This window comes from Microbulbifer maximicatervae (SeqCode), from assembly GCF_052466985.1.
The window spans coordinates 3,006,171-3,032,289 of record NZ_CP174298.1; the positions used below are offsets into that span (position 1 = coordinate 3,006,171).

The following is a 26,119-nucleotide window of genomic DNA, read 5'->3' on the forward strand; positions in this document are numbered from 1 at the left end:
TCCAGGGCCTCAGATTAAGCGGGGGCCATTCCCTTAAGGGCCAGGCGAATCAAAGTCGCACTATCGGCATCCGGCTGCTCTTTGCTGGCGCGGGCCACCATTTTGCTGGCTTCAGTGGGCTTGTAACCCAGAGCCGCCAGGGCGCTCTCCGCTTCACCGGTGTGATCCACCTTGGGCTCGGCAGCAGCGGCCATCAGGGGGATATCGTTGGCGTCGCCAAAATCCGGGGTCAATTTATCCCGCAGCTCCACAATCAGGCGCTCGGCAGTCTTTTTACCGACGCCAGGGACCTTGACCAGCGCCGCTACATTATCCTCCGACACACAGCGGGCCAGGGCAGCGCCGTCCAGCCCGGATAAAATAGCCAGGGCCATCTTGGGGCCCACTCCACTCACCTTGATCAGGGTGCGAAACAATTTGCGGTCCCCATCGCGAATAAAACCATATAACTGCTGGGCCGTTTCCGATACCGCTAAATGAGTGTGCAGCTGTACCGGCTGCCCCAGTGCGGGCAGTTCAAAAATCGTGGTCATGGGTGCGAGCACTTCATAGCCCACCCCCTGTACATCCACCAACAGCAGAGGTGGCTGCACTGCGGCCAGGGTACCGCTCAATCTTCCAATCATGTGTTATTCCAGGTTTATATTGTCTGCGCCCTTTACGGGGCCAATTCTACCAGCCGATCACACGCTCAGGCGGCCGCGACGAAAACGACTGCGCGCACCGCCAGCGGTAAATACCAGGGTTTGCTCGGTATGCATATGACACAGAGCCACGGCCAATGCATCGGCGGCATCCTCCTGGGGCGACGCAGGTAGGGACAGCAGGGTTTTCACCATGTGCTGGACCTGCAATTTATCCGCTCCACCGTTGCCGACCACTGCCTGCTTCACTTTGCGAGCTTCATATTCGGCTACTGCCAGACCACTATTTGCCCCAGCTACAATAGCTGCCCCCCGGGCCTGTCCTAATTTCAGGGCGGAGCCGGCGCTCTTGGACATAAAAACATTTTCAATTGCCATCTGAGCAGGCTGGTATTGCTGGGCAATCTGGCTCACTGCATCAAAAATCAGTTTGAGACGCTCAGGCAGGGGACCTTCGGGAATACGAATCACCCCACTGGCCACATAGCGAGCCTTGCCCCGCTCCACATCGATAATTCCATAGCCCGTTTTTCGCGAGCCGGGGTCAATACCCAGGATTCGGGTCAAAAGGCAGCTCCCCAAATATCTGTATGTTTATATAGTGGTGGGAGTGTCCCAAGGTGAACAGGAAGCGTCAAGGGAGGGGGAGTAAGAAGGGCTTGAAAAGATAAAAAACCAGAGGCGGGACAGTAGCCGCCTCCAGTTACGGAACCGGCTTTAGCCCAGCTCCTCCATCACCTCTGCCGGAATATCCGCATTGGTGTAAACATTTTGCACATCATCCAGGTCTTCGAGCATCTCGATCAAAGCGAGTACTTTTTCAGCACCATCTTTATCCAGTGGAATGGTGGTGGAAGGAATCATGGCAATTTCGGCACTGTCTGGGGTAAAACCGGCTGCAACCAGGGCGTCCTTAACCGTCAGGTAGTCCTGGAATTCAGTGGTAACTTCAACACTGCCGTCATCGTTGGATTCGATATCCTCAGCCCCGGCTTCGAGAGCAGCTTCCATCAGCGCATCTTCATCCACACCGGTGTCATAGAACATCTGACCTTTGCGGGTAAACAGATAGCTAACGGAACCGTCGGTACCCAGGTTGCCACCGCGCTTGGTGAAGGCGTGACGCACTTCAGCCACGGTGCGGTTGCGGTTGTCAGTCAGGCACTCCACCAAGACCGCTACACCACCAACGCCGTAGCCCTCGTAAACGACGGCTTCGTAGTTTTCACCATCCGCATTGCCGGCGCCACGGGCGATAGCTTTATCGATGGTGTCGCGCTTCATATTGGCGCCCAAAGCCTTATCGATAGTGGCGCGCAGCGCCGGGTTATCGTCCGGGTTTGGACCTGATTTGGCGGCTACCGTCAACTCGCGAATGATCTTGGTAAAGACCTTGCCCCGCTTGGCATCCTGAGCTGCTTTGCGGTGCTTAATATTGGCCCATTTACTATGTCCGGCCATTTTCCGTCTCTCTTCAGTCAGTGCGTAGGATGGGCCAAAGAGCGAAGCGAATCGCCCATCACTACGATTGGATGGGCCCGCTTCGCTCGGCCCATCGGGGAAAAATCAGCTGATTTTCTCTTCTTTTTGTCGCAGGCGAATACTCAGCTCACGCAGTTGTTTCGCATCTACGGTACCCGGGGCATCTGTCATCACACAGGCAGCGCTCTGGGTTTTCGGGAAAGCGATAACATCGCGAATAGAGTCACTGCCGGTCATCAACATCACCAGGCGATCCAGGCCAAAGGCCAGGCCACCATGGGGCGGCGCACCGTATTTGAGTGCATCCAGCAGGAAGCCGAACTTCTCGCGCTGCTCTTCAGCATCGATACCCAGGATGCGGAATACCGCTTCCTGCATCAATTGGTCGTGGATACGAACAGAACCACCGCCCAGCTCGGTGCCATTGAGCACCATATCGTAAGCGCGGGAAAGTGCTTCGAGCGGATTCTTTTCCAACTCTTCCGGGGTACAGGAAGGCGCAGTGAAGGGGTGGTGCAACGCAGTCAGGCTGCCGTCGTCATTTTCTTCAAACATTGGGAAGGCGACAACCCACAAAGGCGCCCACTCGCTGGTGTACAGATCCAGGTCTTCACCCAGCTTGCAGCGCAATGCACCCAGGGCTTCGGAGACAATCTTGGCCTTGTCCGAGCCGAAGAAAAGGACGTCACCGTCTTCTGCTTGCAGGCGATCGAGAATGGCTGCACGGGTTTCAAGCGGCAGGAATTTGACGATTGGCGACTGCAGACCATTTTCCAGGTCAGAGCGATCGTTAACCTTGATGTACGCCAGGCCCTTGGCGCCATAAATACCGACAAATTTGCCGTAATCGTCCAACTGCTTGCGGGTCAGTTTCTTACAACCGCCAGGTACTTTAATCGCAGCAACACGTCCCTTCGGATCATTGGCCGGCCCAGAGAATACCTTGAAGTCCACCTCGGTCATCAGGTCCTTGATCTCCACCATCTCCAGCGGAATACGCAGGTCCGGCTTATCGGAACCGTAGCGCAGCATCGCCTGGTAGTGGGTCATGCGCGGGAATTCACCCAGATCAACACCCTTAAGCTCTTTAAACAGCTTGCGAACCATGTTCTCGGTGATCGACATGATTTCCTCTTCGTCGAGGAAGGAGGTCTCAATATCAATCTGGGTAAATTCAGGCTGGCGATCAGCACGCAAATCCTCATCGCGGAAACACTTGGCGATTTGGTAGTAGCGATCGAAACCGGAAACCATCAGCAACTGCTTAAACAGCTGTGGTGACTGTGGCAGGGCGAAGAACTTGCCCTCGTGAGTGCGGCTCGGCACCAGATAATCCCGGGCACCTTCTGGGGTGGCGCGGGTCAGGATTGGGGTCTCGATATCGAGGAAGCCGTGCTCATCCAGGTAATTGCGGATTGCGGTAGTCAGCTTGGAACGGAAATACAGGTTGTTCTGCATTTCGTTGCGGCGCAGATCCAGATAGCGGTATTTCAAGCGGATATCTTCACCCACCTCGGTGTGCTCATCCAGCTGGAAAGGCACTGTCTCAGCAGTATTGAGGATCTCCAGCTCTGTGCCGTAAACCTCAACTTCACCGGTCACCATATTGGGATTCACGGCCTCTGGGGCACGAGCGCGGACACGACCTGTCACTTTAAGCACATATTCGCTGCGCACGCGATCGGCCATCTCGAAGTGTTCGGCCGCATCGGGGTCGAACACCACCTGTACAATTCCCTCGCGGTCGCGCAGGTCGATAAAAATCACTCCGCCGTGATCGCGGCGGCGGTCGACCCAGCCACAGAGGGTTACTACGCGGTCAATGTCCGCAGAACGAAGGACGCCACAGTAATCGCTGCGCATGGATGAAAATTCCCGTTATCGATAGGTGAAAAGATTAGTTAGAGGGTACACCGCACGGACAGCCCCGCACAGCTCGCCTAGGCCGTCTTTGCCGCCGCTGTGCCAGACTTGTCGCTTTTGGCCTTACCACTGTTGGCAGAGTCACCGCCAGCGAGGTTTTTCTTGCTACCAGTTTTAAAATCAGTCTCATACCAACCGGCGCCCTTCAGGCGAAATCCAGCCGCTGAGATTTTCTTGCGCAGCTCGGCCTTCTCGCAAGCTGGGCAGTCTTTGAGCGGGTCATCGCTCATCCGCTGCAAAGCTTCCATTTCATGGCCGCAGGCATTGCACTGGTATTCATATATCGGCATTACACAGTACCTGGTGCTTAAAAAAAGGGGGAGAGAGTATACATGAGGCCTACAGAGGTAAGAAGCTGCACGGGTCTTTTCCCTGGGTAAAGCGTCCCATAAAGGCGACGTGAGGCTAAAAAATGTAAAAAAAGCACTATTTTTCTAGTATTTCTTCGTGCGGCCGAACAAAAACTATATATACTTCCCCCATCACCCGCTGAGACACCCGTAACGGATGCAGCGCAGCGGGAGAAAAAACACACTTTTACCGGATATATACCGAACAACAAAGAAGGAAGTAAGCCATGGCTGTCTCCAAGAAAGCTGCTACTAAAAAGGCCCCGGCAAAGAAAGCTGCGGCCAAAGCTGCACCGGCCAAGAAAGTAAAAGCAATCAAGGAAAAGTACACTAAGACTCAAGTACTTAATCAGATTGCAGAAAGCACTGAGCTGTCCCGCAAGCAGGTTCAATCTGTTCTGGACGAGCTGAACGATATCATCGAAGGCCACATCAAGAAGCGCGCAGTTGGCGAATTCACCCTGCCGGGCCTGATGAAAATCACCACCGTGAAAAAGCCAGCTAAGAAAGCTCGCAAGGGTATCAACCCGTTCACCGGTGAAGAGACTACCTTCAAGGCGAAGCCTGCCAGCATCCAGGTTAAAGTTCGCCCACTGAAGAAGCTGAAGGAAATGGCAGAGAACTAATACACTCTGTAAAGCCTCAGCTTAAAAACCCCGCTTATGCGGGGTTTTTTATTCACTCCCATTCCAAGCCAGTGCCCAGGCACCTGCTAAATAGATACCCCGGTATAGCAAAAGGCAATCCGCTTTGAGGCAATACTGCCCCCAGGCAATATTTATTGCCCAGCGAATAGCGTAAAATAGCCAGCTTACCCGTAATAGAATCCATATAATTCCTATGCGCGCATCTCGTTATCTCATCGCAACCCAAAAAGAAACTCCCAACGACGCAGTGGTGATCAGCCATCAGCTGATGCTGCGTGCCGGCATGATCCGCCGTCTGTCTTCAGGTCTCTACACCTGGCTGCCCACCGGGTTGCGGGTGTTGCGCAAGGTCGAGCGTATTGTTCGCGAAGAGATGGACCGCGCTGGCTCCCTGGAAGTACTGATGCCGGTCGTGCAGCCGGCAGAGCTTTGGGAAGAGTCCGGCCGCTGGCAGCAGTACGGCCCCGAACTCCTGCGCATCAAGGATCGCCACAACAATGACTTCTGCCTGGGCCCGACCCACGAGGAAGTCATCACCGACCTGATCCGCGGTGAAATCAATAGCTATAAGCAGTTGCCCGCCAATTTCTACCAGGTGCAGACTAAATTCCGCGATGAAATCCGTCCGCGCTTTGGCGTAATGCGCGCGCGCGAATTCACCATGAAGGATGCTTACTCCTTCCACGTGAACGAGGATTCCCTGCAGGAAACCTACGATATTATGCACGGCGCCTACTGCCAGATTTTTGAACGCATTGGCCTGGACTACCGTCCGGTGCTGGCAGACACCGGTTCAATCGGTGGCTCCAGCTCTCACGAATTCCACGTGCTGGCGCAGAGCGGCGAAGACGATATCGCCTTCTCCACAGAATCCCGCTACGCCGCCAATGTCGAATTGGCAGAAGCGGTTGCCCCAGCTGGCGAGCGCCCTGCTCCGTCGCAGGAAATGCAGGAAGTTCATACGCCGAACCAAAAAACCATCGCCGATGTCAGCGAGTTTTTGAAAAGTGATCCCGCCCACTCAGTAAAAACCCTGATTGTTCTGGGCGAGTGCGAAGAGGGTGAAACCGCTCCATTAATTGCCCTGGTACTGCGTGGCGATCACGAGCTGAACGAATTAAAAGCAGAGAAGCTGGCTGGAATCGCCAGCCCTATTCAGTTCGCCTCGGAAGAGCGCATCGCCGAAGAACTCAGTTGCAACATTGGCTCCCTGGGCCCGGTGGGCATAAAGATCGAGACTGTTGTGGATCGCTCTGCAGCGCACCTGGCAGACTTTATCTGCGGCGCCAATCGCGATGACTACCACTTAACCGGTGTGAACTGGGGTCGCGATGTGGAGTTGGGCCGCGTCGAAGACCTGCGCAATGTAGTGGCTGGCGACGCCAGCCCCGATGGCCAGGGCACCCTGGAAATCAAACGGGGCATCGAGGTCGGCCACATTTTCCAGTTAGGCGACAAATACAGCCGCGCTATGAATGCCACAGTACTGGATGAAAACGGTAAAGAGCAGGTTATGTCCATGGGCTGCTATGGCATCGGCGTTTCCCGTATCGTTGCTGCGGCCATTGAGCAGAACCACGACGACTCAGGGATTATCTGGCCCACTGCGATTGCACCTTTCCAGCTGGCGATTGTGCCAATCAATATGCACAAGAGCGATGTGGTAAGGGAAAAGTGCGAGCACCTGTATGAGTCCCTGCGCAGCAAGGGTATTGATGTATTGCTGATGGACGAAGCCAAAGCGCGACTGGGTGCTATGCTCGCCGATGTGGAGCTGATCGGTATTCCCCACCGCATTGTTATCGGCGATCGCGGCCTGGAAAAAGGTGTGGTGGAATATAAAGGTCGCGGAGATGCGGAAAGCCAGGAGTTTGCCGTATCCCAGCTCGAAGAAGTGTTATTGGAAAAATTTAATCAATAATTGTCGAGCCGCCCGGTCTGCCCCCAAGCAGGCCGGGACCTCTTACGGCAAAAGTGCTTTTTATCGGCGGCGTCACAAAATCACGCTGCCCATTTTGCCGGGCTTTTCGTAGAATCACCCCATGATAAAAAAAGCCACCGCCCTCTTGTTGCTCTGCCTTACCTGCTGTGCCGCCCAGGCTCAAAGCAGTAGAGCCGAGATCGACCCGGAGTTGCGCCTCGCCCTGCAGGACGCAGTTACCCAGGCCGACAGCTTTGTGGACCGCTTCGATGCGGAAGTGTGGCTAATGTCTAAATCCCAGCCTCTGTCCCGCTATATCAAAGATCCCAAGCGGCGGATGCACGTACTGAAAGCAGTCCACCGGGAGGCAACTCGGGCCGGGCTGCGCCCGGAAATTGTATTGGCGGTTATCCAGATTGAGAGTGCTTTTGACCCCTATGCGATATCCCGCGTTGGCGCTCTGGGTATGATGCAGGTAATGCCATTCTGGAAAAATGAAATCGGTCGACCCGACGATAACCTGATCGATATGGACACCAATCTAAGGTACGGATGTACCATTCTTAAACACTACATCAAGAAAGCCAAAGGCAATCTAGCCAACGCCCTCGCCTATTACAATGGTAGCTACGGCCGCCATACTTATAGCAGCAAGGTCCTGGATGCCTGGGCCGAGCGCTGGAGATAAACGATGACCGCCGGCTACTTATTTTTCTCCGGCGGTGCATGCGCTCTTCTTTTATTGGCGGCAACCAAGGTTGCTATACATCACTACCGGCTTGTTGCCGGGCGCTGCTTACTGGCCCTGCTGATAGCCGTGATCTGCTATTTACTCTGGCCCATCCTGCCACAGCTGAGTGGACCTACTGCGCTCTTGCTTAACCTGCCAATTACTCTGATTCCCGCAATTTTTTGGCTGTTTACTCACCTGTTATGCCGCGAGGAAGAGCCTTTTCCCCTGTGGGGCTGGATTCCGATTGGTATTACCCTGGTCATCGGCATAGTCGCCTACCACGCACCATTGCCATTGACGTCAGATCAGCAATCCCCACTATTTACCCTTTCGCAGCTACTCAAACTCGGTTTAATCAGCCTCGGCCTACTGACACTACAACGACAGTTTCACCTGGACTTGGTCGCAGAGCGCCGGCGCCTGCGCACAACCCTACTTATCGCCGTCGGCGCCTATATGCTGGTAGTAATTGGCGCAGAATCTATCTTTGCTTACCGCCCGCTTCCCAACGGTGTACCGACACTGCACGCGCTATTTGCCAGCCTGCTGTCACTGGTTGCCTGCCTATGGTTGCTGGCCCTATCCCCCAGCGCTCTGGGAGAATCCCTGCCACGCCCGAAGAGCAGCGAGCCAGAGGAGGAAGAACAGCCTTTAGCTCCGCCACCTGAACTGGATGAACAACAGCAGACCCAGCTGCAAAAATTACAGGAACATATGCACAACGGTGGTTATCGCCATACCGGACTCACCATCAGGGAGCTCGCGGAGCAGTTGGATATTCGCGAACATGTGCTGCGTGTGCTGATTAATCGCCATCTGGGTTATCGTAATTTTAACGAATACCTAAATCAGTTTCGTATTGATGAGGCCAGCAACCGGTTGGCAGATCCGGAGCAGGCCCATTTGCCAGTACTCACCATTGCTCTGGACATCGGCTATCGCTCCTTGAGCCCATTTAACGCTGCTTTCAAGCGCCGTCACAGCCAAACTCCCACTGAGTACCGCCGGGAAAAGCTGCCCGCCTGAATCTCCTTTCCTGAAAGAATTCGTCAGCATTTTTTCATATTCCGTAAGCCCGCAAAGTAAAAGGCTCCCAGACTGGGAGCGCGGTGAAAGCGATTTTCCCGCTGCGTGCCCGGCTCACCGAGACCCGATTTAACACCGGTGAGTCTCCCTTCAATAGAAGAATAATGATGGTGAGAACATGGATTTTTTAGTCGACATATCCCAGGACGGAGCCAAACATTTCCAGTTGAGTTTATTTCGCTATGTGCTGGCCGCTTCAGTAATGAGTATTTTGGCCGGCTGGCTATTTCGCACCTGGATGAACCGGCGCCGTATCCAAAAGCGTCGTGCCGAGTGGAAAGATATTCGGCGGGAGGTGAGTTATTCACTATTAACGGTGTGTATCTTTACCCTGGTAGGGGTTATTACCACCATGATGCACGATCTGGGACTGACCAAATTTTACTGGCAGTGGAGCGATTATCCACTCTGGTGGAGTATTGCCAGCCTGCCAGTAGTGATTTTGATCCACGACGCTTATTTTTACTGGACCCACCGAGGTATGCACCATCCCAAGGTGTTTAAACACTTCCACCGCCTACACCATCAGTCCAGAACACCCACGCCCTGGACGGCATACAGTTTTTCCGTAGGTGAAGCGGTCCTGATGGGCGCTTTCTCTCCCCTAATCGCACTGATACTGCCGCTTAATCCAACTATTTGGTTCACCTTTTTATTTATCAGCATCTTCCGCAACGCCATGCTGCACACTGGCCGCGAGTTCCACCCCCGCAGCTGGGTCGACGGCCCTATGGACAGGCTCACCACCACGACTCACCACGACTTGCACCACCAGCGCTTCCAGGGTAACTACGGCTTTTACTTCACTTGGTGGGATCGCTGGATGGGCACAGAATTTAAGGACTACAAGCAAGTCTTCCGGCAAGCGGTGGATGGGCAATTACACGGGGGAGAAAAAGAGATGGAAATAGACAACAGCGCAGCAGAAGGCGCAAAAGCTCACGCTTAACCCACTCAAATTACTTAAATAGGTGCCGGGGTTCCCCCGGCTCCTTTCTACTAGCCGTAACAACCGTGTTAATGGCCATGCTGCAAAGGCAACCAGCGGGATTCTCGGTAACAGTAAAGTCCCCAGATCACAAAGACGACTTCGATAGCAAAAAGCACTAAATTGCGCTGGTCAAAACCACTGATAAATAACATTCCGTAGAGGCGCCCAAGAGCGAAACCGATATAGGCGATAGACATCGCAGCGTAAGCAACCCTGCGGTGCGGGCGCATAGCCAAAGCCACCAGTAGAATCACCGCAATGGCCAACATAAACCCGCCATAAGTGGCCATAAACTCGGGCATGGCTTCGGGGGTATCAAATGAAAAATCCACTTCATTCGCAAGGCTCTGCGGCTTAAACAGGGCCCAAAGGCCAATAGAAGCAAAAACCAATAGATTGAGTGTCAAATAGACTCTTCCCAAATATTTCAATCGATTCTCCCCTCTAATTTCTGTTACTCACCCCTATACAAGGGGAACACCGCTTTGGAGTACTGTCACAGTATATATGAGCCACACCCCGCCATACGCCGGAACAATTCACCAATTTGGTACAAAGCGATGGATTTATCAATATTTTCTTACTGGCAAACTGAGAATGTCTTTCCATAATTAGAATCCACAGCGCAACTCCGACCCACTCCAAAATAAGGGCCGCGCTTTTGAATACCACTACCTTCCTCAAGTCATTGGCAAAAGAGCCCCTGCTGTATTTTATTGCGATCGCCCTAATCCTATTGGGATTGGGAGAAATCCTGGAACCGCCTGCACAAGAGATTGTTATCAGCGAGGGGCGCGTCGAACATCTACGTTCGGTGTTTGAGCGCAAGTGGCACAGGTACCCCACCGATAGCGAGCTGGAGCAACTTATTGAGAATTACCTAAGAGAGGAAATACTTTACAGGGAAGCGCTTGCCCTGGGATTAGCCGAGAACGACACAGTAATCCGCCGCCGCCTGCGAATGAAAATGGAACTTACGGCGCGTAATTTCGCTGACACTCAAGACCCAGGCGATCGAGTATTGGAGAAATTCCTTCAAGGCCAGGCAGATAAATACCAGCTTCCCCCCACCCTATCTTTCCAACAACGATTTTTCTCAGTGGATCTGGCCTCATCAGATTCACGTGATTTTAACGACTTACTCATGCAGCTAAACAGCGATCAGGCTTCGCCAATGATTGGAGACTCAACCCTACTGCCAGCTGCTTTTATCGACACTTCAGAGCCACGAATAGACAGGCAATTTGGGCTGGGATTTTCCGCTCAATTATCCAAGTTGCCTATTGGCAAGTGGAGTGGTCCAGTCCGCTCGACCTTCGGCGATCACCTGGTCCTCCTTGAGGAAATCAAGTCCACCCAGCTACCGGCATTGGCTGAAATACGCAGCCGCGTACTAAATGATTGGCAATTCCAGGCGCAAAAGAAGATTCTGCAAGAGCAGTATCTCCAGTACCGTAAAAACTACGAGGTCACTGTCCACAAGCCGGATAACTTCTCAGCCGAGGTTGCCGTCAAGTGATGCACATACGGCCACTCCTGTTCATTCTGCTCCTCAGCTTTACTCCAATACTATCTGCCCACGAACTGCGCCCGGCTTACCTGGGCATTACTCAAGTTGATGCGCAATTATTTAAAGTACTTTGGCGATTGCCCGCACAAGGTGATCTTCGCCTCGCTCTGAATGTCCATTTGGGCCAAGCTGCCTCCCCCCTAAGCCAACCCAGAGCGCAAATAAGTAAGGGCTACTACACAGAGCACTGGACCTTCCATCACCCCGGGGAGCTACAACAGCTGTCGATTCATATCGATGGCCTACAGAGCACTATGACCGATGCGCTAGTGCGGATCTCCTGGTTAGATGGGCGTGAACAAGTTATCCGACTGACACCAGACCAGCCAGAATGGACCCTTGACCAACCCGCCAGCGAGTTCCAAGTCGCTCAAACTTACTTTGTACTGGGCGTTGAACATATTCTTCTCGGTGTCGATCACTTGCTGTTCGTTTTGGCCCTGATCTTACTCAAACAAAGCCTTCGCCAGCTGATCGGCACTATCACTGCTTTCACTATCGCCCACAGTATTACCTTGGCAGCTGCCGTACTGGGCTATATCCATCTGCCATCGGCGCCAGTGGAGGCGATTATCGCCCTCAGTATTTTACTGGCAGCCAGAGAGGCTCTACGCCAGAGGCATGGTGTTTTCAGTTTGACCAGTCGCTACCCATGGGCAATTGCCTTTGCTTTTGGACTTTTACACGGTTTGGGTTTTGCCGGTGTACTGGGGGAAATTGGGCTTCCCCAGGGGGCTATTCCCCAGGCATTACTGACTTTTAATCTCGGTGTGGAAGTGGGGCAATTAGTATTTATCACTGCTGTTCTTACAGCAATCAACTTGTATCAAAAGCTCCTTAAACTCTGGCTACGGTATGCCATTCGGAACCGAGAACAATACTCTTTCGGGGAGGGTGGAGGTATCGGAATACCAGTCGCTACGGTGGTCGCGTATACGCTGGGGGGCATTGCCTGCTACTGGGTGATTGAGCGCAGCCTGCTTATTGTTTTCCCATAACAGAGAACATTAACCGGCGCCCTGCAAATCACGGGCACCGGTTAATTTAAGGCTCAGTCCTGAAACAAGAGTTCCAGTGGGTAGCCGGTAAAAGGCTTGGTTTTCTCAATCACCAAATGAGAAGTCATACGGGAAATCGCCGCCTCTTCATTGGCCAACAACTGCTCTGAGACTCGATTAAAATCTGCTGCGTCCGGGCAGACGAAATGTAGCATATAGTCGAACTCACCAGACATCTTCACACAGGAAACAATCTGTGGAATATCGCTAATAATGCGGCGAAAGTTCTCACTGGTACGGGCATCCTGCCGCTTAAGCGCAACGTTTACATAAAACTCTGCATGCCGAACTTTATCCAGGTTTATCTCGGCAAAGAACTCGCGGATATAGCGCTCACTGGTCAGGCGTTTAACCCGGGCCAGGCAGGCACTTTCCGATAATCCAATTTTTTCACTCAAATTCAGGTTACTTGTACGTGCGTTTGATTGCAGGGCCTGCAAAATACGCAAATTATGCCGGTCAATTTTCACGGAGCTATTTTCTTTTGAATCTGAAAGGGGGCAAGGATAGCGGTATTCGCCGGTGGCATAAACATTACAGCCACCGGCATGGGAAACTTGTCATCACTTCAAAAGCGAATTTGGCGACAACCAGCCTCCCGGCAAAGGCCTAACCGGCCTGGCGGTTACCACTGGTGACGAACTGTTCAATGCGATCCAAGGCCCGCGACAACTCGGCCTCATCAGCCGCCAGGGTGAGGCGAACATGATTCACTGAACTGCTACCAAAGGGCGCGCCAGGCAGTACCGAGACCCGCTCAGCATCCAAAAGGGCTTCAGCGAAGGTTTGCCCGGAGCTGGATACCTTGGAGACATCCACCATAACAAACATCCCAGCCTCAGGGCTGTAGCAACTCAAGCCAGGTATCTGGCCAATCCTCTCAACAATCAGGTCTCGACGCTGCTGATAGGCATCCCGCATCTGCTTCACGAAGTAGCTATCAAACTCCAGGGCAAAGGCTGCAGCCTCCTGGATGAACTGAGGGCATCCAAAAATTGTCGCCCCTGCAAAAGCAATCAAACGATCTACCAGGGGACCACGAGCCACTGCCCACCCCAGACGCCAGCCACTCATGGCGTGGGATTTGGACAAGCCATCAACCACAACAATATTATCCAGCGACTCCGCAGCCGTACGCAGAGAGGTGTGGCGACGGGCAAAGGTGATCATTGAATAAACTTCATCACACACCAGCCAAATATTGCGCTCGCGGCAGTATGCCGCCAACTCGCGCAATTGTTCAGGGGTAGCCATCGCGCCAGTCGGGTTTACCGGCGTATTGATCATAACGACCTTGGTCTGCTCACTGATGGAGGCCTTGATAGCGTCGACATCAAAAGCGAAATTGGTCTCCGCCGGGCAAGTCACTCGCTTTACGGAGAGGCGCAAGGCATCACAAATGGGGACATAGCCGATATACATCGGCTCGGGAATTACTATCTCCTCACCGGGGTTTAGCAGGCAGGCAAGTACTGCGTAGATAGCGTTAGTTCCACCGGGGAAAACAACAACATCATCCGGATTACAGGGGTGGGGAGAGACCTTGCTCTCGATATCCGCGATAGCCCTGCGCAACATTGGCTCCCCGGCCGCAGGGGAATAGTGGGTGCGCCCCACTCCCAGGCGAGCGCGGGCAAAGTCGAGGATCGGCTCGGGAGTGTCAAAGTTGGGATCACCTACACAGAGAAAGATAACATCCTCCCCTTTATTGGCGAGATCGTGAGCCCGGTCACTCACAGCCCAAACATTGGCGTCCTCACCATTCAAAGCCTCACTTTGCAAGCTGAACCTGGGGGTAAAATTTGTCACGTTTTTCACTATTTAGCAGCCATTTATAGGGGCTAAGGTAACAACCATCTGGGTAATCGGTGCCGCTATATGACCGTCAATTTCGCATTAGAGGGAGCTTTTCTCAGGTATTCCCGCAGATAATGCGGGGGCCAGTGTGTTCGCGTGGATCGCGACTAGAAATAGATTTTTAGTCTCAGTTACTCAGGTCGATCCTGGCGCCCCAGAGAGAGCGAGTAATGAGTAAAACTTAAGCAAGGTATCACCCCATCCCACTGCAATTGAATACTATTAACCGGAGCCAGGAAAATCCCAGGGCTATGGACAAAGCTTCATTACGATGTTCTTTTTTGACATCCCGTCCGCGCCCCATACCCCTTTCACCTGGCTCGCAGCAATCTCCCTCAAGTTTTCGCTGTATTTAGATTAACTTTAATCTTCAAAGATGGAGGGCAAGCTCCAATCCCGGTATAGGTGCAAAACTGGCCCCTTAGCGCCTCTGGATATACTTAATGTTAACCAGCTTTGGGCTTCGGAGACTATCTATTACGACTTGATTGCGTGTTATCGTTAACACCTGAAAACCAATAAGTAAATATAAATCATGTATAAGAAGAAACAATTACTAACCTAACTTTTGCTCTCCTGTTCACTTACGGCAATCGGCACTGAAATTTCTCAGGAAAGGAAGTTGGAGCTTATTAATTCTATCGAGAAAAAGATTGCCTCCAACTATGTCCTGCAAGAAAACCTGGAAGCGATTCACTCTTCATTAAATAAAGTTGCAGAGTCAGAGGCATTCAGGCAAGCCACTAATACAGAGTCAGTGGCTGGAATTATTAAATCTGCTTTAACAAAGCATGATAAACACTTTGGCGTAAGCTGGGATGATCCAGAATCTCCCCAATAGCAGCCGAAACACGAGGATTGGTTTAGTAAGCTCAGCAGAAAAAATTCTGGATTTACCTGAGTCGAAGTTTTAGAGGGTAACATCGGCTATATTGATTTCTGGGGGTTTGACCATGTTTACGAGGAGTCCCAAGGTTGAGTGGCTGCAGCTATGGCATTAATCCAGGATACTAGCGCTATTATTTTTGACCTGAGAAAGAATGGTGGTGGTAATGGCTTTATGGGCGGCCTTATCAGCGGTTATCTTTTTGATAAACCCACCCACCTCAATAGCATCCACAGGAAGCCCGCGGGCAATATTACAGAAATTTGGAGTCAGGAAAAGGTTCAGGGTAAAAAGGTAGCAAATACCCCGGTATATATATTAACCAGTAGCGATACCTTCTCAGCAGCAGAGGCCTTTGCGTACTATTTAAAGCACCTGGACCGTGCAACCATTTTTGGAGAGGCTACCAAAGGCGGGGCAAATCCCTGGCAGTACTTCCCCCTTGAGAATGGCTTTAAAATAGCAATCCCTATCGCCAAGGCAGTCAATCCGATTACCAAAACTAACTGGGAGGGGACTGGTGTAAAACCAGATATCGAGACATCCCAGGAGAAAGCATTTTCAACAGCCTATAGGCTCGCCTTACAAGAGGCCAAAATCTCTACTGCACACCCGGAACATTTAAAAGAAATCCAGCAAAAGCTACAAGATCTCGTTAGCCTTTAAATTACCTCACCCTCCTTACAATAAGTATTCAGTCTATTAAATCAGGAGGGAGGCCTAGTCATTAGCCTCCCTTCCCAGATTAATTTAATATCTTACAAACAAAAAACGGCGTTTAAAAATTTTGAAGAACAGTCATTCACATTAAAATCCTAATGTAAACCTCATCTTATTCGTATTATGAGGCAAGTCAGATGTTTCAGTTTACCCAAATTCGTAGACATATCCCTGAGGATCTTGAGGACAGCTTTGCTCGACTCCCACCAGATGAATATTTAAAATCCCAATATTCATATCGTTATCGAACATATTGCTCAGGATTATATCGTGGCAACTCAATCGAATGGAACTCTAGTACCATTTTCATGCAAAGTAAAACGATTAACAAATACCTCGGGGATATAGAGCGTCACTACCCCGCACTGGAACCAAGTGCTAGAATATTTTCGCAGAGCATTGTAAGGCACCTAGTATCCAGCCAATATATACCGGCAAACGAGTATCAGGTCGGATGCCACCAGATAAGAGTTCGTGCTACAGATGAATTCAACGCTTATCCCACCCCTGAAGGTTTTCACCAAGATGGATTTGACTATGTAGCGATTAATTGTATTAATAGGAATAATGTCAATGGAGGCGAGTCATTCATCAGCAGCTTGGATGAAAATGAAATTATATTTCATGGCACACTAACCCCAGGAAAAGCTTTAGTTTTGAACGACAGATCACTCAAACACTACGTAAGCCCCATCACCCCTCTTTTTCCAGGTGAGGCTGTTAGAGATGTTGTGGTAATTACATTACACAGCAATACAATCAATATATAAAAACATGAAGTTTACCCAATCTAGATCACAGGGAATTATTTTTAGATTCAAAAGACTGGCCATCCAAATCAGTCTACCTTTATCCCTATACCTAGCACTAGCTTATATATTTAAAGCCCCCCAGAAAACGGAATTTCTAGAAATATATCTACTAGGATTGTGCTCAATCCCAGCCCTGACCACACTCTGGCTATTAATATTTAACTCAGGAAAAGGAAAGGTCGATGAGTATAGCCTTGAGTTCACAGATAGTCACATCATCTATAGATCACTCTATGGCAATGTAATTATTCCAATGTCAGATAAACTTTCAATTAAAACACACGGCAATCGACCTAAGTTCATTTCCATAACGGGACACAACCACTCGGCCCAAATTGATTTAAATCTATTTTCATCACAACAGAGAAAGGAAATTCTCAAACAATGTCATTTTCTAAAAAATAACTGCCAAGATTAACCTTAGATACCACCACCTTCACCATCTAAAGCCATAACTGTATAAACCCATCAAGGCTTACACCTCTCAATCACAAGCAGTTGACTTTTATCATATACCTTAGAATCAGCTCTCAGATGGTTAGTATATTCTATCAACTCCCCTAGAGTACTTACAAAAATCCTTTTTACTCTTAGATTTACATTCTTATAATCATCAACAGATTGGAAAGCCCCACTTTCAAAATCAACAAAAGCTCTCTTTAAGTCTGAACTTGAAATACTCTGGGCCATTCGTACCCCTGAGAGAGTTACAATATAGGTACCTTCATCATACTGGCCAATATATAGGGAGCTACATTTAATGGCCCCATTCTCTATATCGTAAAACCCCTCCTCCATATCTAAAAACTGTTTGTAATCACCAAGAATTACTTTAACCTCATTACAAATATTTTGTTCTATTAGAGGCAATAAATCTATTTCTTTCTTATCAACCCCTTGTGTAACAAGCCCATACTCAATTACTGAGCAAAACTTCACAACCTCTTCTTTATGGATTAAAGACAGCTCTCCATCATCCCCCACTTTAATAGAAAAGGAGAAACTAAACTGATTTAGAAAATCCACTTTCGACAGGAGATGGGAGTTTCCTTGAAACGAGGTTAACCAGGTGCCAAATGCATTAGGATACTCAACCAAGTAGATACCCGGTTCCACTTCTGCCAAATCAAGTATATAGCTACTATCGATTGGCTGCCGCTCTGAAGGAGAGCCTGACTTCATTTTAAATATGTCTTTTCTTCGTACTTCAAACTTTTGTGAAAACACTCAAATAAAATCTCTTATTAACTTAATATCCGCATCAAGATGCTTGCAAGACCATATAGTAAACCACCAGATAGCGTAGACATTTACCCGTGGCAACCAACAACAAAAACCAAACCAAGCGAATTCTTAGAATACCAGCCATTACAGTAAGGGGATCACCAATAATAGGCACCCAGGAAAAAAATAGGGAGAATACCCCATATTTTTTAAATCTCTGTTCAGCCTTTACAAATTCCTCTTCAGACATTCTCAACCATTTCTTGATCACGCCCAAGCTGGCCCAGTAGCCTAATGCATAATTGAGAAGAGAGCCCGCTACATTCCCAGTAGTGGCGACTATTATCAGCGCCCAAGGGGAGAGCCCCTGGAGCAATAGACCAGTCATTACAATTTCTGAGCTTAGCGGCAGAATGGTCGCTGCCAGGAATGCTGATACGAAAAGCCCCAAAAATCCAAACTCAAGAAAGTACCCCATAATGACGACTCATACCTAGCTAAACTCGGCATTCCTTCTATCTATACTTATAATTGCGCCACTATAATCGAAAAAGGGGGACATCCCAACAACCCCCCTCATCAGTGTTAGCGATACTAGCCACAAGCCTCTACTTTTTATATTCACCCTTGTTAACACATTTTAGAATTCATAGCCTTACCCAGACTTACTTAGGCCCAAGTACAGACCCGCTCATCCGAAGTAGAAATCAGTGTCCACCCCATAATCCTCCAGCCACCTTCCAGTTTTGCTATCGACAAGATATTGCAGGCAGCTTTCCTACTCCTTTCTTTTGATTTGGATCGCTGAAAAACAACAAGCGATGTTGCTGAGCCATCTTCTGAAACATAAATTTTCTCTATATATAATCCGGAAAATGGATATGTCTCTAGATCCATAGTTTTACGCAGCTGACCGATAATTACGGGGATTAAATCGGGATGATTAGACAACCCCGGCTGCTCACCGATAAAAAATAAAGGGGATTGAGCAAAATACTTCTTCAAACTACTTGGCGGAGATGAACTATTAAGTGTGCGGTAAAAACTTTTTATAAGATCAGATACTTCACTGCGCGAGCTTGCATACATTTCAGATGAAAAGAAAATAAATACGACAACCAACAGCGCCATAGCAATTTTCATGGCTACCACTTCCTATTTTAAGGAGTTTCTGAGTAACTCTGCAATTAGAGGGGACTGACTAAAGGTTGAAGTATAGTTATGCTATTAATTCGCATTGACTGAAAAAGGGAATCTGATAATCACCAAACGGAGTTATCCTGTGCCAGAGGTAATAGTGGAGAGAAGTATTTACTGCCCTTATTGCGGTGAAACCATAAAAATACTGGTTGATTCATCAGTTTTGCCTCAACAGTACACCGAGGACTGCCAAGTTTGCTGTAGACCTATCGTTTTCTCTGTGGAACTCGAGAGCTATCTATCGTGGCTCATACTGAGGATGAAGCGTTCTAAATCGCATTGTCGCACTCAAATTCACTTCAAATTGGCAAAAACTTCAATCGCTCGCTTCCGTCCAGCCCCCACATCGCAAATCACTTGAGGATAGCCTTGAGTCGGCGGTGGATCGTGTATGGCTTTGTCGCTCAGCTCCTTTAGCTCAGGTATAAACTTGCGGATAAAATCTCCATTGGGATCAAAACGTTGCGACTGACTATAAGGATTAAATACACGAAAATAGGGTGCAGCATCAGTACCCGTGGAGGCAGTCCACTGCCAGCCCCCATTGTTGGAAGCAAAGTCTGCATCAATTAAGCGCTGCATAAAGTAGCGCTCACCCCAGCGCCAATCTATCAGCATATTTTTACTGAGAAATGAAGCTACTATCATACGCAATCGATTATGCATCCAGGCAGTCTCATTTAACTGTCGCATCGCTGCATCAACTATCGGAACCCCAGTCTCCCCCAAAGTCCAACGCTCAAACTGATCCTTATTGTAGGACCAGGGGATTTGGTCAGTTTCCTGCTTGAATGGCCTCCCTTTACTCAGACGGGGAAAGTCCACCAACAAATGGGTATAAAACTCCCGCCAGATTAATTCGCTAATCCAACAGGCCGCCCCATCATCTCCACCCAGCCAACGCCCCTCATTCATATCCAACGCCATTGCTATACATTGGCGAATCGAAACAGCACCACTATTTAGGTAGGGGGATAAGCAGGAGGTACTATCAAGTGCTGGAAAGTCTCTCTCTGCCTGATAAGCAGATATTTTTCCACCGAACTTCTTGAGCCGTTTCAGTGCCGCCTTTTCTCCTACTTGCCAACCTTTAATCAGGCCTGCATCGTCGATCTTATCTATCGAGTATGTCGACAGTTGCGTTGGAATCTTTTGGCTTAATTTCTGCCCTTCAGATAAAGAAAGCCACTTTGGCCAATGTGCTCCATTTTCCCGGGTAGAAATTTTCCGAGGCTTAGGCAAGGTTTTTACTTCACTATCGGCACACAATTGAATCAGTGCACGCTTGAAGGGGGTAAACACCTTGTAGGGTTTCCCTCCGCCGGTTCTTACTGCTCCCGGTGGAAGCAGGGTGCGGTCACTGTAGAATTGAACCTGAACCCCCTCATTTGTCAGTAAATCTTTTACTGCATTATCACGACGTAGCTCATTGAGTGGATATTCAGCATTCGCATAGAGAGCATTGACATCCAGGCGCCCAACTATTTGCTGAAGAACCCCTGGAACCTGAGCAAAAGTAGGAACTTCAACGAAGTACAGCGGTATATTGCGCTCCTCTAATCCATCTCGTAATTCACGCAAACAGGCAATACGAAAAGTCACCAATGGATTGCCTTCATCCTGGCTCTGCCAGGTATCCGGACAGGCAATAAATACAGCAGCCACCTCCTGACATTGCACACTGGCTTGGTAAAGTGCTGAATTATCATTGAGGCGTAAGTCACTGCGTAGCCATACCAGGCCACGCGGCAAAGTCACTGGGCGACTCATAGCTTAAAAGACTCCCGCAATTGTGTAACTGCGCTCTCTGTATTTCCGGCAAGTACTCTTGTTAAAGGGAGTTGGTTTAAATCAGCCAAAGCCAAGCGCTGCACCTCAATAAAATCACCCGCAAGCCACAGAGGATCAGTCATCCCCTGAACAGCACTTGGTAACTCACGTTCAAGAATATTTTTCGGCAGAGCCTTGTGGCTATAGCAAAGCACTCCCTGAGCACCCAGTTTTTTGACTGTACTTCCAAGCTCCAATAATCCCGCAGGATAAGTCAGGGTAATGACCTCTATTCCCGCAGCAAGGAGTACCGCAATAAACATCTGTATAAATGCCTGTTGGCCCTGAACGCCAATTTCCAGTAAAAGAACACGGGGCTTCGCCTGGGACTTGTCTTTGTCCAGGTTTTTCCTGGCCATACCATTAGCCAGAAGTAGCTGTTCCTTTAACAGAGGCCAGAAAAATATCTGCGCTCCATGGGCTTCAGGTAGGCGAAATCGCTCAAGCCGCACATGCAAAGGTTTCAGCCAGTGCTCCAACAGCAAAGCGGCAGGGAATGAGGAAAACCACTGATCGAGACGGCGGCGCAGCTGGGGTTCTGCAAAGTCTCTGAGAAGACTGGAGGTTTCATCCAGCATCGCCTGCCAATTGTTTTTTCCATCGCCTGTAGTCGCTGGCAACCCCAATTTGTCCTGCTCTCGCGCTAACAAGTTTCGCACTTGACCAATGGAAACGCCCCTGGCGAGGCATTGCAGGACCTTTTCGATCTGCTCGACTTCCTCTTCACTATAAAGGCGATGCCCTTTGCTGGTGCGCATGGGTTTTAGTAAACCATAGCGGCGCTCCCAGGCCCGCAAGGTCACAGGGTGCACCCCGGTCCTTCGGGCTATCTCTCGAATCGGAAAATAGTTTTTTTCAACAACTTCTGGGTCGGACATGACGCTCATTATCGAAATTCACATAAACCTAATTCAGCCGGCTCGGCAGCGAGCAAGACCTGGCTGTGGATAAAGTGGTGTGGGCTTCTCGGCAAGTAATGACGGAGCATAGTAAGCACCGCCGAAATCGGTTTATGCCCTTGCCGGTACTCCTCGATAAGCTGGGCTAATTCAGCCCGCTCTTCCCGGCTTAAATAGCCCTTTAAATGCCCCTGGCTGTGCATCAGTGCATTGGTTCGATCCTTGCGCGATGCATGTTGGGAGAGAATATCCATAATCCGCCCACGAATTTCATAAGCGAACTCTTCGGGGGTCACCGCACGAGAGTTGGAAACAAACTGACCCAAGGCACGGGTCAGAGGCTGGCTATGGGCTAGCAAGAGGTACTTATAAGCGGTGTAAAACTCAATAACTTTAGCGGGTCGAGGATCCGGCGATACATAGCGATGCCAGGCATCGTAAGCAAATACTCGGGTTAAAAAGTTCTCGCGAATATCGCTGGCATTCAGTCGCCCTACCTCCTCCATAGGGAGGTGGGGGAAATTCTCTCTCACACGCGCAGCAAATAGACCTGCCGAATGCGCCAGTACACCGCGACCATCTTCTTTGTAATGGGGGGTAGTACGCACACCGCAGCTGGGAGACTTTTGCATCAGGATAAAACCGCGCAACTGCTCGACCTCCGGACTTATCTCGTCTGCGTAAGCTTCAAGGTCCTCTGTCACATCGATATTGGTGTCATCGCGCCCAACTGCGCGCAGGCGATCACTGACAATCAGGTGAATTGGCGGGCGGGGCACTCCCAAGCCTATTGCCACTTCCGGGCAGTAAGCTTGCAGATCAAAGCAATTACCCAGCAGCTGAGTGCAGACTTTGCTGTGCTTATGGCTACCGTTATATCGAACTGGATCACCCACGGCACAGCGGCTGATACCAACGGGAATCTTATGCGGCAGGAATTGAATATTCATAGTCACAAGGTGAGCGGGTAATGGCCTACCTTTTTTATAGCCTGCCACTAAAACTTATACAAGCTCTGCCTTTGTATAAGTTTTTGAAAATCTCCTGCAAGGTCGCCGTGGCTTGCGCAAATGCAAACCAAAGCTACAATGCAAAGCCGCGTTCATTCCGAGATTTAGCGCTGCGCGCACTCTTATCGCCAGTCCCCGGTCTGCGATGCGGCCCACACCTCCCGGAAAGTACGGATTAGCTCATGATTCCAGCATTGCGCGAAGTCGACGAGGTTCAGGCGCTCTATTTGCAGTTCTTGCAGGAACTGAAGGACGCAGGTTTCCGTGGCGATACCACCCCCAGTTATGCCAGCCGCACGGTCCTGGCTACCGATAATTCGATATACCAGGTCCTCCCCCAGGCCGTTGTTTATCCCCGTGACAGTCGTGACTTGCAGCTGCTCGCCGAGCTGGCTGACAGGGAGGAGTTTCACTCGGTAGTGCTATCCCCCCGTGGCGGTGGTACCGGTACAAACGGCCAGTCCCTGACCGATGGACTGGTTGTGGATATCTCCCGCCATATGAACCAGATCCTCGAAATCAATGTTGAGAAGCGCTGGGTCCGGGTACAGGCCGGAGTGGTCAAAGATCAACTGAATGCAGCACTCAAACCCCACGGCCTCTTTTTTGCTCCGGAGCTTTCCACCAGTAACCGGGCCACCATTGGCGGCATGATCAATACCGATGCCTCGGGCCAGGGTTCATGTGTCTACGGCAAAACCCGCGATCACGTGCTGGAGTTACACACCGTATTATTGGGCGGTGAGATTTGGCACTCGGCCCCGATCGACGATGAGGAGCTGGCACAAGTTAGTGTCGGGGATAAACGCTCTTCACAGGTTCACCAAGTCTGTGATTCTATCGCGCGTGCAAAAGCAGAATTAATCACAGCAAAGTTTCCCAAGCTGAACCGCTGCCTCACCGGCTACGACCTGGCTCATATTCGCGACGATAAAGGCTTTAACCTCAATAGTGTTCTCTGTGGCTCAGAGGGAACCCTGGGTTTTATCGCCGAGGCAAAACTCAACCTGTTGCCAATCCCCAAATGTGTCGCTCTGGTCAATTTAAAGTACGACCATTTTCAAGAGGCGCTACGCGACGCCAAAGACCTGATGCTGGCCGGTCCCATGTCTATCGAGACAGTGGACAGCAAAGTGTTGCAGCTGGCGATGGAAGATATCGTCTGGCACAGCGTCAGTGAATTTTTCCCAGCGGACGATCGCCCGGTCAAGGGCATTAATTTAGTCGAGTACGCCGCCGATAGCGAAGAGGAATTGGAGCAGGCACTGGCCCAATTTACTGCTCATATTGATGAAGCTATTGGCCAAGCAGGTAAAAGTTTCGGTTATTCCATTGCCCGAGGCCACGCCGAGGTCAATCGAATCTGGGCCATGCGCAAACGGGCCGTGGGCTTACTGGGGAATGCCCAGGGAGAAAAACGCCCAATTCCCTTTGTCGAGGACACGGCGGTACCACCGGAAAACCTGGCGGATTTTATCGCTGAGTTCCGCGCGGTATTAGATAAGGCCAATCTCGACTACGGTATGTTTGGCCATGTCGATGCGGGCGTGCTGCACGTGCGCCCGGCAATTGATATGAAAGACCCCGAGCAAGCCGCACAAATTCGTCCGATTACCGATCAGGTGGTCGCCCTCACACAGAAATATAAAGGCCTTTTGTGGGGGGAGCATGGGAAAGGTGTCAGGTCTGAATACGCACCGGAATTTTTTGGCGAGCTCTACCCTGAGCTGCAAAAAATCAAAGCCGCCTTCGATCCTCGCAACCAACTCAATCCAGGGAAAATAGCTACCCCCAGTGATGACAGCCAGCTGCTGAAAATTGACGAAGTATCCACCCGAGGCGAGCGAGACCGGCAAATTCCCGCCCAGGTCTGGGAGGGCTATGAGGAAGGTGTGCACTGCAACGGTAATGGTGCTTGCTTTAACTGGAACCCCGACGATGCCATGTGCCCTTCCTACAAGGCCACTCGCAACCGTATTCACTCTCCCAAAGGGCGCGCCTCTTTAATGCGCGAATGGCTGCGTTTGCTCAGCGAAAAAAATGTTGATGCGGTCTCCAGTGCCCAGCGCCTGCGGGAACGCTCCTTTTTTGTCGGACTCCCCAAGCGCATTATCAACTCCCTGGCAAAAACCCGTGGCGAGTACGATTTCAATCACGAAGTTAACGAGGCGATGCAAGGCTGTCTGGCGTGTAAATCCTGTGTAGGTCAGTGCCCGATAAAAGTGGATGTGCCGGAGTTTCGCAGCAAATTCCTCGAACTCTACTACAGCCGCTATTTGCGTCCGCTAAAAGATTACGCCGTCGGTGGGCTGGAATTCCTGATGCCACACCTGGCCAAGCTACCTCAGTTATACAACTGGCCACTAAAACTCAAGCCAGTTTCCTTCCTGATGGAGCGCCTGTTCGGCATGGTGGACAGCCCACTGTTATCGGAAAAAACCTTGAAAGCGACTATGGCGGAGCTGGGTGTGCCTGTCGCCAGTGCCGCCTGCCTGGAGTCCCTGGGTCCGGCACAGCGCAGTCGCGCAGTGGTGATAGTGCAGGATGCTTTTACCAGTTACTTCGATGCCCAAGTGGTTGCCGACATCGTGCGCTTGCTAAAGCAACTCGATTTTGTCCCCATGCTGGCGCCCTACCGCGCCAACGGCAAACCCCTACATGTGCACGGTTTCCTGCGCCAGTTCCAGAGGGTCGCTGAATTAAACAGCCAGATGCTTAACGACCTCGCCGCCAGCGGTATACCCCTTGTGGGCATCGACCCCTCAATGACCCTGACTTATCGCTCGGAATATAAAAAGCTGATGGGCGATGAGGCCCCCAAGGTCCAGTTGTTACAGGAATGGCTGGCTTCCCAGCGGGAGCACCTGGAACAACAGCGCCACCGCATAGAGCCCGCCAGCTTCCAGCTTCTACCCCATTGCAGTGAACAAACCAATGCCACCGCCTCGGTGAAAGACTGGAAAAATGTTTTCACTGCCCTGGGCCTGGAACTCGCTACCGAAAGCCTCGGCTGTTGCGGTATGGCCGGTACCTATGGCCACGAAGCAGATCACAAAGAGACCTCACGAGTCATTTTCCAGCAATCCTGGGCGCCCCGATTGAACAGTAGCGAAAACCAGTTGGCCACCGGCTATTCCTGTCGTTGCCAGGCCAATCGCTTTGCAGGCGTATCCTTGCGCCATCCGCTACAGGGGCTACTGGCACAACTGGATAAATAGGCATTTACTGACGTAAGGGGCCCATATCTCCGGGTCTCTTACTGTCCACCCAAAGTAG

At 50.6% G+C, this 26,119-nt stretch carries 26 protein-coding genes; 12 read left to right on the top strand and 14 right to left on the bottom strand.

Annotated elements, in window-relative coordinates; all coding sequences use genetic code 11:
• Positions 1-14: 14 nt before the first annotated feature.
• The 5 genes from ruvA to ACJJI3_RS13310 form a co-directional block, all read right to left on the bottom strand.
• Positions 15-626: a Holliday junction branch migration protein RuvA gene (gene ruvA, locus ACJJI3_RS13290; protein WP_282934234.1), complete on the bottom strand. Its 612-nt coding sequence runs from the start codon at positions 624-626 to the stop codon at positions 15-17.
• Between the two features lie 57 nt (positions 627-683).
• Entirely contained in the window at positions 684-1,211 is a 528-nt protein-coding gene (gene ruvC, locus ACJJI3_RS13295) for a crossover junction endodeoxyribonuclease RuvC (protein ID WP_413664410.1), read from the bottom strand.
• A gap of 150 nt (positions 1,212-1,361) precedes the next feature.
• The gene (locus tag ACJJI3_RS13300; RefSeq protein WP_444940016.1) at positions 1,362-2,105 is read right to left on the bottom strand and encodes a YebC/PmpR family DNA-binding transcriptional regulator; all 744 of its coding nucleotides are present in this window, start codon (positions 2,103-2,105) and stop codon (positions 1,362-1,364) included.
• A gap of 105 nt (positions 2,106-2,210) precedes the next feature.
• Positions 2,211-3,989 carry an aspartate--tRNA ligase gene (aspS, locus tag ACJJI3_RS13305; protein WP_444940017.1) on the bottom strand — a complete coding sequence of 593 codons (1,779 nt, stop codon included), beginning with the start codon at positions 3,987-3,989 and terminating at the stop codon, positions 2,211-2,213.
• 77 nt (positions 3,990-4,066) lie between these two features.
• The gene (locus ACJJI3_RS13310; protein WP_282934238.1) at positions 4,067-4,339 is read right to left on the bottom strand and encodes an FmdB family zinc ribbon protein; all 273 of its coding nucleotides are present in this window, start codon (positions 4,337-4,339) and stop codon (positions 4,067-4,069) included.
• A gap of 287 nt (positions 4,340-4,626) precedes the next feature.
• Here ACJJI3_RS13310 and ACJJI3_RS13315 point away from each other — a divergent pair, with 287 nt between their 5' ends.
• From ACJJI3_RS13315 to ACJJI3_RS13335, 5 genes are all read left to right on the top strand, one after another.
• Positions 4,627-5,025: an HU family DNA-binding protein gene (locus tag ACJJI3_RS13315; RefSeq protein ID WP_282934239.1), complete on the top strand. Its 399-nt coding sequence runs from the start codon at positions 4,627-4,629 to the stop codon at positions 5,023-5,025.
• Between the two features lie 214 nt (positions 5,026-5,239).
• On the top strand, positions 5,240-6,967 hold the full coding sequence (locus ACJJI3_RS13320; RefSeq protein WP_444912136.1) for a proline--tRNA ligase: 1,728 nt from the start codon (positions 5,240-5,242) through the stop codon (positions 6,965-6,967).
• A gap of 121 nt (positions 6,968-7,088) precedes the next feature.
• A complete protein-coding gene (locus ACJJI3_RS13325; protein WP_108731817.1) occupies positions 7,089-7,655 on the top strand; it encodes a lytic transglycosylase domain-containing protein in 567 nt (188 codons plus the stop codon).
• A gap of 3 nt (positions 7,656-7,658) precedes the next feature.
• Positions 7,659-8,726, top strand: coding sequence for a helix-turn-helix transcriptional regulator (locus tag ACJJI3_RS13330; protein WP_108731816.1), 1,068 nt, complete (start codon positions 7,659-7,661; stop codon positions 8,724-8,726).
• Between the two features lie 178 nt (positions 8,727-8,904).
• Positions 8,905-9,735 (top strand): sterol desaturase family protein, encoded by an 831-nt coding sequence (locus ACJJI3_RS13335; RefSeq protein ID WP_444940018.1) that lies wholly within the window; start codon positions 8,905-8,907, stop codon positions 9,733-9,735.
• 68 nt (positions 9,736-9,803) lie between these two features.
• Here ACJJI3_RS13335 and ACJJI3_RS13340 read toward each other — a convergent pair whose 3' ends face one another.
• Complete coding sequence (locus ACJJI3_RS13340) at positions 9,804-10,208, bottom strand: DUF4345 family protein (protein WP_282934243.1); 405 nt, start codon at positions 10,206-10,208, stop codon at positions 9,804-9,806.
• 230 nt (positions 10,209-10,438) lie between these two features.
• Between ACJJI3_RS13340 and ACJJI3_RS13345 the strand changes: the two genes are divergently transcribed.
• Together ACJJI3_RS13345 and ACJJI3_RS13350 are read left to right on the top strand one after the other, a co-directional pair.
• Positions 10,439-11,296 (top strand): peptidylprolyl isomerase, encoded by an 858-nt coding sequence (locus ACJJI3_RS13345; RefSeq protein WP_444940019.1) that lies wholly within the window; start codon positions 10,439-10,441, stop codon positions 11,294-11,296.
• Positions 11,296-12,345, top strand: coding sequence for a HupE/UreJ family protein (locus tag ACJJI3_RS13350; RefSeq protein WP_444942558.1), 1,050 nt, complete (start codon positions 11,296-11,298; stop codon positions 12,343-12,345). Before ACJJI3_RS13345 ends, ACJJI3_RS13350 begins: the two co-directional genes overlap by 1 nt.
• 53 nt (positions 12,346-12,398) lie before the next feature.
• Here the strand turns inward: ACJJI3_RS13350 and ACJJI3_RS13355 are convergent, their stop codons facing one another.
• On the bottom strand, positions 12,399-12,875 hold the full coding sequence (locus ACJJI3_RS13355) for an Lrp/AsnC family transcriptional regulator (RefSeq protein WP_108731811.1): 477 nt from the start codon (positions 12,873-12,875) through the stop codon (positions 12,399-12,401).
• 139 nt (positions 12,876-13,014) lie between these two features.
• Positions 13,015-14,214 carry a pyridoxal phosphate-dependent aminotransferase gene (locus ACJJI3_RS13360; RefSeq protein WP_413664405.1) on the bottom strand — a complete coding sequence of 400 codons (1,200 nt, stop codon included), beginning with the start codon at positions 14,212-14,214 and terminating at the stop codon, positions 13,015-13,017.
• A 670-nt stretch (positions 14,215-14,884) separates the two neighbouring features.
• Here ACJJI3_RS13360 and ACJJI3_RS13365 point away from each other — a divergent pair.
• From ACJJI3_RS13365 to ACJJI3_RS13375, 3 genes are all read left to right on the top strand, one after another.
• Positions 14,885-15,103, top strand: coding sequence for a hypothetical protein (locus ACJJI3_RS13365; protein WP_444936650.1), 219 nt, complete (start codon positions 14,885-14,887; stop codon positions 15,101-15,103).
• Between the two features lie 138 nt (positions 15,104-15,241).
• Positions 15,242-15,814 carry a S41 family peptidase gene (locus tag ACJJI3_RS13370; RefSeq protein ID WP_444940020.1) on the top strand — a complete coding sequence of 191 codons (573 nt, stop codon included), beginning with the start codon at positions 15,242-15,244 and terminating at the stop codon, positions 15,812-15,814.
• A gap of 191 nt (positions 15,815-16,005) precedes the next feature.
• Positions 16,006-16,638 (top strand): 2OG-Fe dioxygenase family protein, encoded by a 633-nt coding sequence (locus tag ACJJI3_RS13375; protein WP_444940021.1) that lies wholly within the window; start codon positions 16,006-16,008, stop codon positions 16,636-16,638.
• Between the two features lie 510 nt (positions 16,639-17,148).
• Here the strand turns inward: ACJJI3_RS13375 and ACJJI3_RS13380 are convergent.
• The 3 genes from ACJJI3_RS13380 to ACJJI3_RS13390 all read right to left on the bottom strand — a co-directional run bounded on the left by ACJJI3_RS13380 (position 17,149) and on the right by ACJJI3_RS13390 (position 19,047).
• Positions 17,149-17,907 carry a hypothetical protein gene (locus ACJJI3_RS13380; RefSeq protein WP_444940022.1) on the bottom strand — a complete coding sequence of 253 codons (759 nt, stop codon included), beginning with the start codon at positions 17,905-17,907 and terminating at the stop codon, positions 17,149-17,151.
• Between the two features lie 34 nt (positions 17,908-17,941).
• A complete protein-coding gene (locus ACJJI3_RS13385) occupies positions 17,942-18,382 on the bottom strand; it encodes a YqaA family protein (RefSeq protein WP_108731806.1) in 441 nt (146 codons plus the stop codon).
• A gap of 191 nt (positions 18,383-18,573) precedes the next feature.
• A complete protein-coding gene (locus tag ACJJI3_RS13390; RefSeq protein WP_444940023.1) occupies positions 18,574-19,047 on the bottom strand; it encodes a hypothetical protein in 474 nt (157 codons plus the stop codon).
• 154 nt (positions 19,048-19,201) lie between these two features.
• Here ACJJI3_RS13390 and ACJJI3_RS13395 point away from each other — a divergent pair, with 154 nt between their 5' ends.
• Positions 19,202-19,465, top strand: coding sequence for a CPXCG motif-containing cysteine-rich protein (locus ACJJI3_RS13395; RefSeq protein ID WP_444942559.1), 264 nt, complete (start codon positions 19,202-19,204; stop codon positions 19,463-19,465).
• Here ACJJI3_RS13395 and ACJJI3_RS13400 read toward each other — a convergent pair.
• Genes ACJJI3_RS13400 through ACJJI3_RS13410 form a run of 3 tightly spaced genes read right to left on the bottom strand, consistent with a single transcriptional unit; the run spans position 19,399 to position 22,783 of the window.
• The gene (locus tag ACJJI3_RS13400) at positions 19,399-20,874 is read right to left on the bottom strand and encodes a cryptochrome/photolyase family protein (protein WP_444940024.1); all 1,476 of its coding nucleotides are present in this window, start codon (positions 20,872-20,874) and stop codon (positions 19,399-19,401) included. The genes ACJJI3_RS13395 and ACJJI3_RS13400 overlap by 67 nt on opposite strands.
• Positions 20,871-21,821: a MerR family transcriptional regulator gene (locus tag ACJJI3_RS13405; protein ID WP_444940025.1), complete on the bottom strand. Its 951-nt coding sequence runs from the start codon at positions 21,819-21,821 to the stop codon at positions 20,871-20,873. The genes ACJJI3_RS13400 and ACJJI3_RS13405 overlap by 4 nt, the downstream gene beginning before the upstream one ends.
• On the bottom strand, positions 21,821-22,783 hold the full coding sequence (locus tag ACJJI3_RS13410; protein ID WP_108731802.1) for a YbgA family protein: 963 nt from the start codon (positions 22,781-22,783) through the stop codon (positions 21,821-21,823). Before ACJJI3_RS13410 ends, ACJJI3_RS13405 begins: the two co-directional genes overlap by 1 nt.
• Before the next feature lie 242 nt (positions 22,784-23,025).
• On the opposite strand from ACJJI3_RS13410, the gene ydiJ reads away from it, so the two are divergent.
• Entirely contained in the window at positions 23,026-26,061 is a 3,036-nt protein-coding gene (gene ydiJ, locus ACJJI3_RS13415) for a D-2-hydroxyglutarate dehydrogenase YdiJ (protein WP_444940026.1), read from the top strand.
• Positions 26,062-26,119 lie beyond the last annotated feature (58 nt).

Bases quoted from the DNA above. Each gene is read 5' to 3' on its own strand.
- ruvA (WP_282934234.1), bottom strand. From the start codon at position 626: ATGATTGGAAGATTGAGCGGTACCCTGGCCGCAGTGCAGCCACCTCTG.
- ACJJI3_RS13300 (WP_444940016.1), bottom strand. From the start codon at position 2,105: ATGGCCGGACATAGTAAATGGGCCAATATTAAGCACCGCAAAGCAGCT.
- aspS (WP_444940017.1), bottom strand. From the start codon at position 3,989: ATGCGCAGCGATTACTGTGGCGTCCTTCGTTCTGCGGACATTGACCGC.
- ACJJI3_RS13310 (WP_282934238.1), bottom strand. From the start codon at position 4,339: ATGCCGATATATGAATACCAGTGCAATGCCTGCGGCCATGAAATGGAA.
- ACJJI3_RS13315 (WP_282934239.1), top strand. From the start codon at position 4,627: ATGGCTGTCTCCAAGAAAGCTGCTACTAAAAAGGCCCCGGCAAAGAAA.
- ACJJI3_RS13320 (WP_444912136.1), top strand. From the start codon at position 5,240: ATGCGCGCATCTCGTTATCTCATCGCAACCCAAAAAGAAACTCCCAAC.
- ACJJI3_RS13325 (WP_108731817.1), top strand. From the start codon at position 7,089: ATGATAAAAAAAGCCACCGCCCTCTTGTTGCTCTGCCTTACCTGCTGT.
- ACJJI3_RS13330 (WP_108731816.1), top strand. From the start codon at position 7,659: ATGACCGCCGGCTACTTATTTTTCTCCGGCGGTGCATGCGCTCTTCTT.
- ACJJI3_RS13335 (WP_444940018.1), top strand. From the start codon at position 8,905: ATGGATTTTTTAGTCGACATATCCCAGGACGGAGCCAAACATTTCCAG.
- ACJJI3_RS13350 (WP_444942558.1), top strand. From the start codon at position 11,296: ATGCACATACGGCCACTCCTGTTCATTCTGCTCCTCAGCTTTACTCCA.
- ACJJI3_RS13375 (WP_444940021.1), top strand. From the start codon at position 16,006: ATGTTTCAGTTTACCCAAATTCGTAGACATATCCCTGAGGATCTTGAG.
- ACJJI3_RS13385 (WP_108731806.1), bottom strand. From the start codon at position 18,382: ATGGGGTACTTTCTTGAGTTTGGATTTTTGGGGCTTTTCGTATCAGCA.
- ACJJI3_RS13390 (WP_444940023.1), bottom strand. From the start codon at position 19,047: ATGAAAATTGCTATGGCGCTGTTGGTTGTCGTATTTATTTTCTTTTCA.
- ACJJI3_RS13400 (WP_444940024.1), bottom strand. From the start codon at position 20,874: ATGAGTCGCCCAGTGACTTTGCCGCGTGGCCTGGTATGGCTACGCAGT.
- ACJJI3_RS13405 (WP_444940025.1), bottom strand. From the start codon at position 21,821: ATGAGCGTCATGTCCGACCCAGAAGTTGTTGAAAAAAACTATTTTCCG.
- ACJJI3_RS13410 (WP_108731802.1), bottom strand. From the start codon at position 22,783: ATGAATATTCAATTCCTGCCGCATAAGATTCCCGTTGGTATCAGCCGC.
- ydiJ (WP_444940026.1), top strand. From the start codon at position 23,026: ATGATTCCAGCATTGCGCGAAGTCGACGAGGTTCAGGCGCTCTATTTG.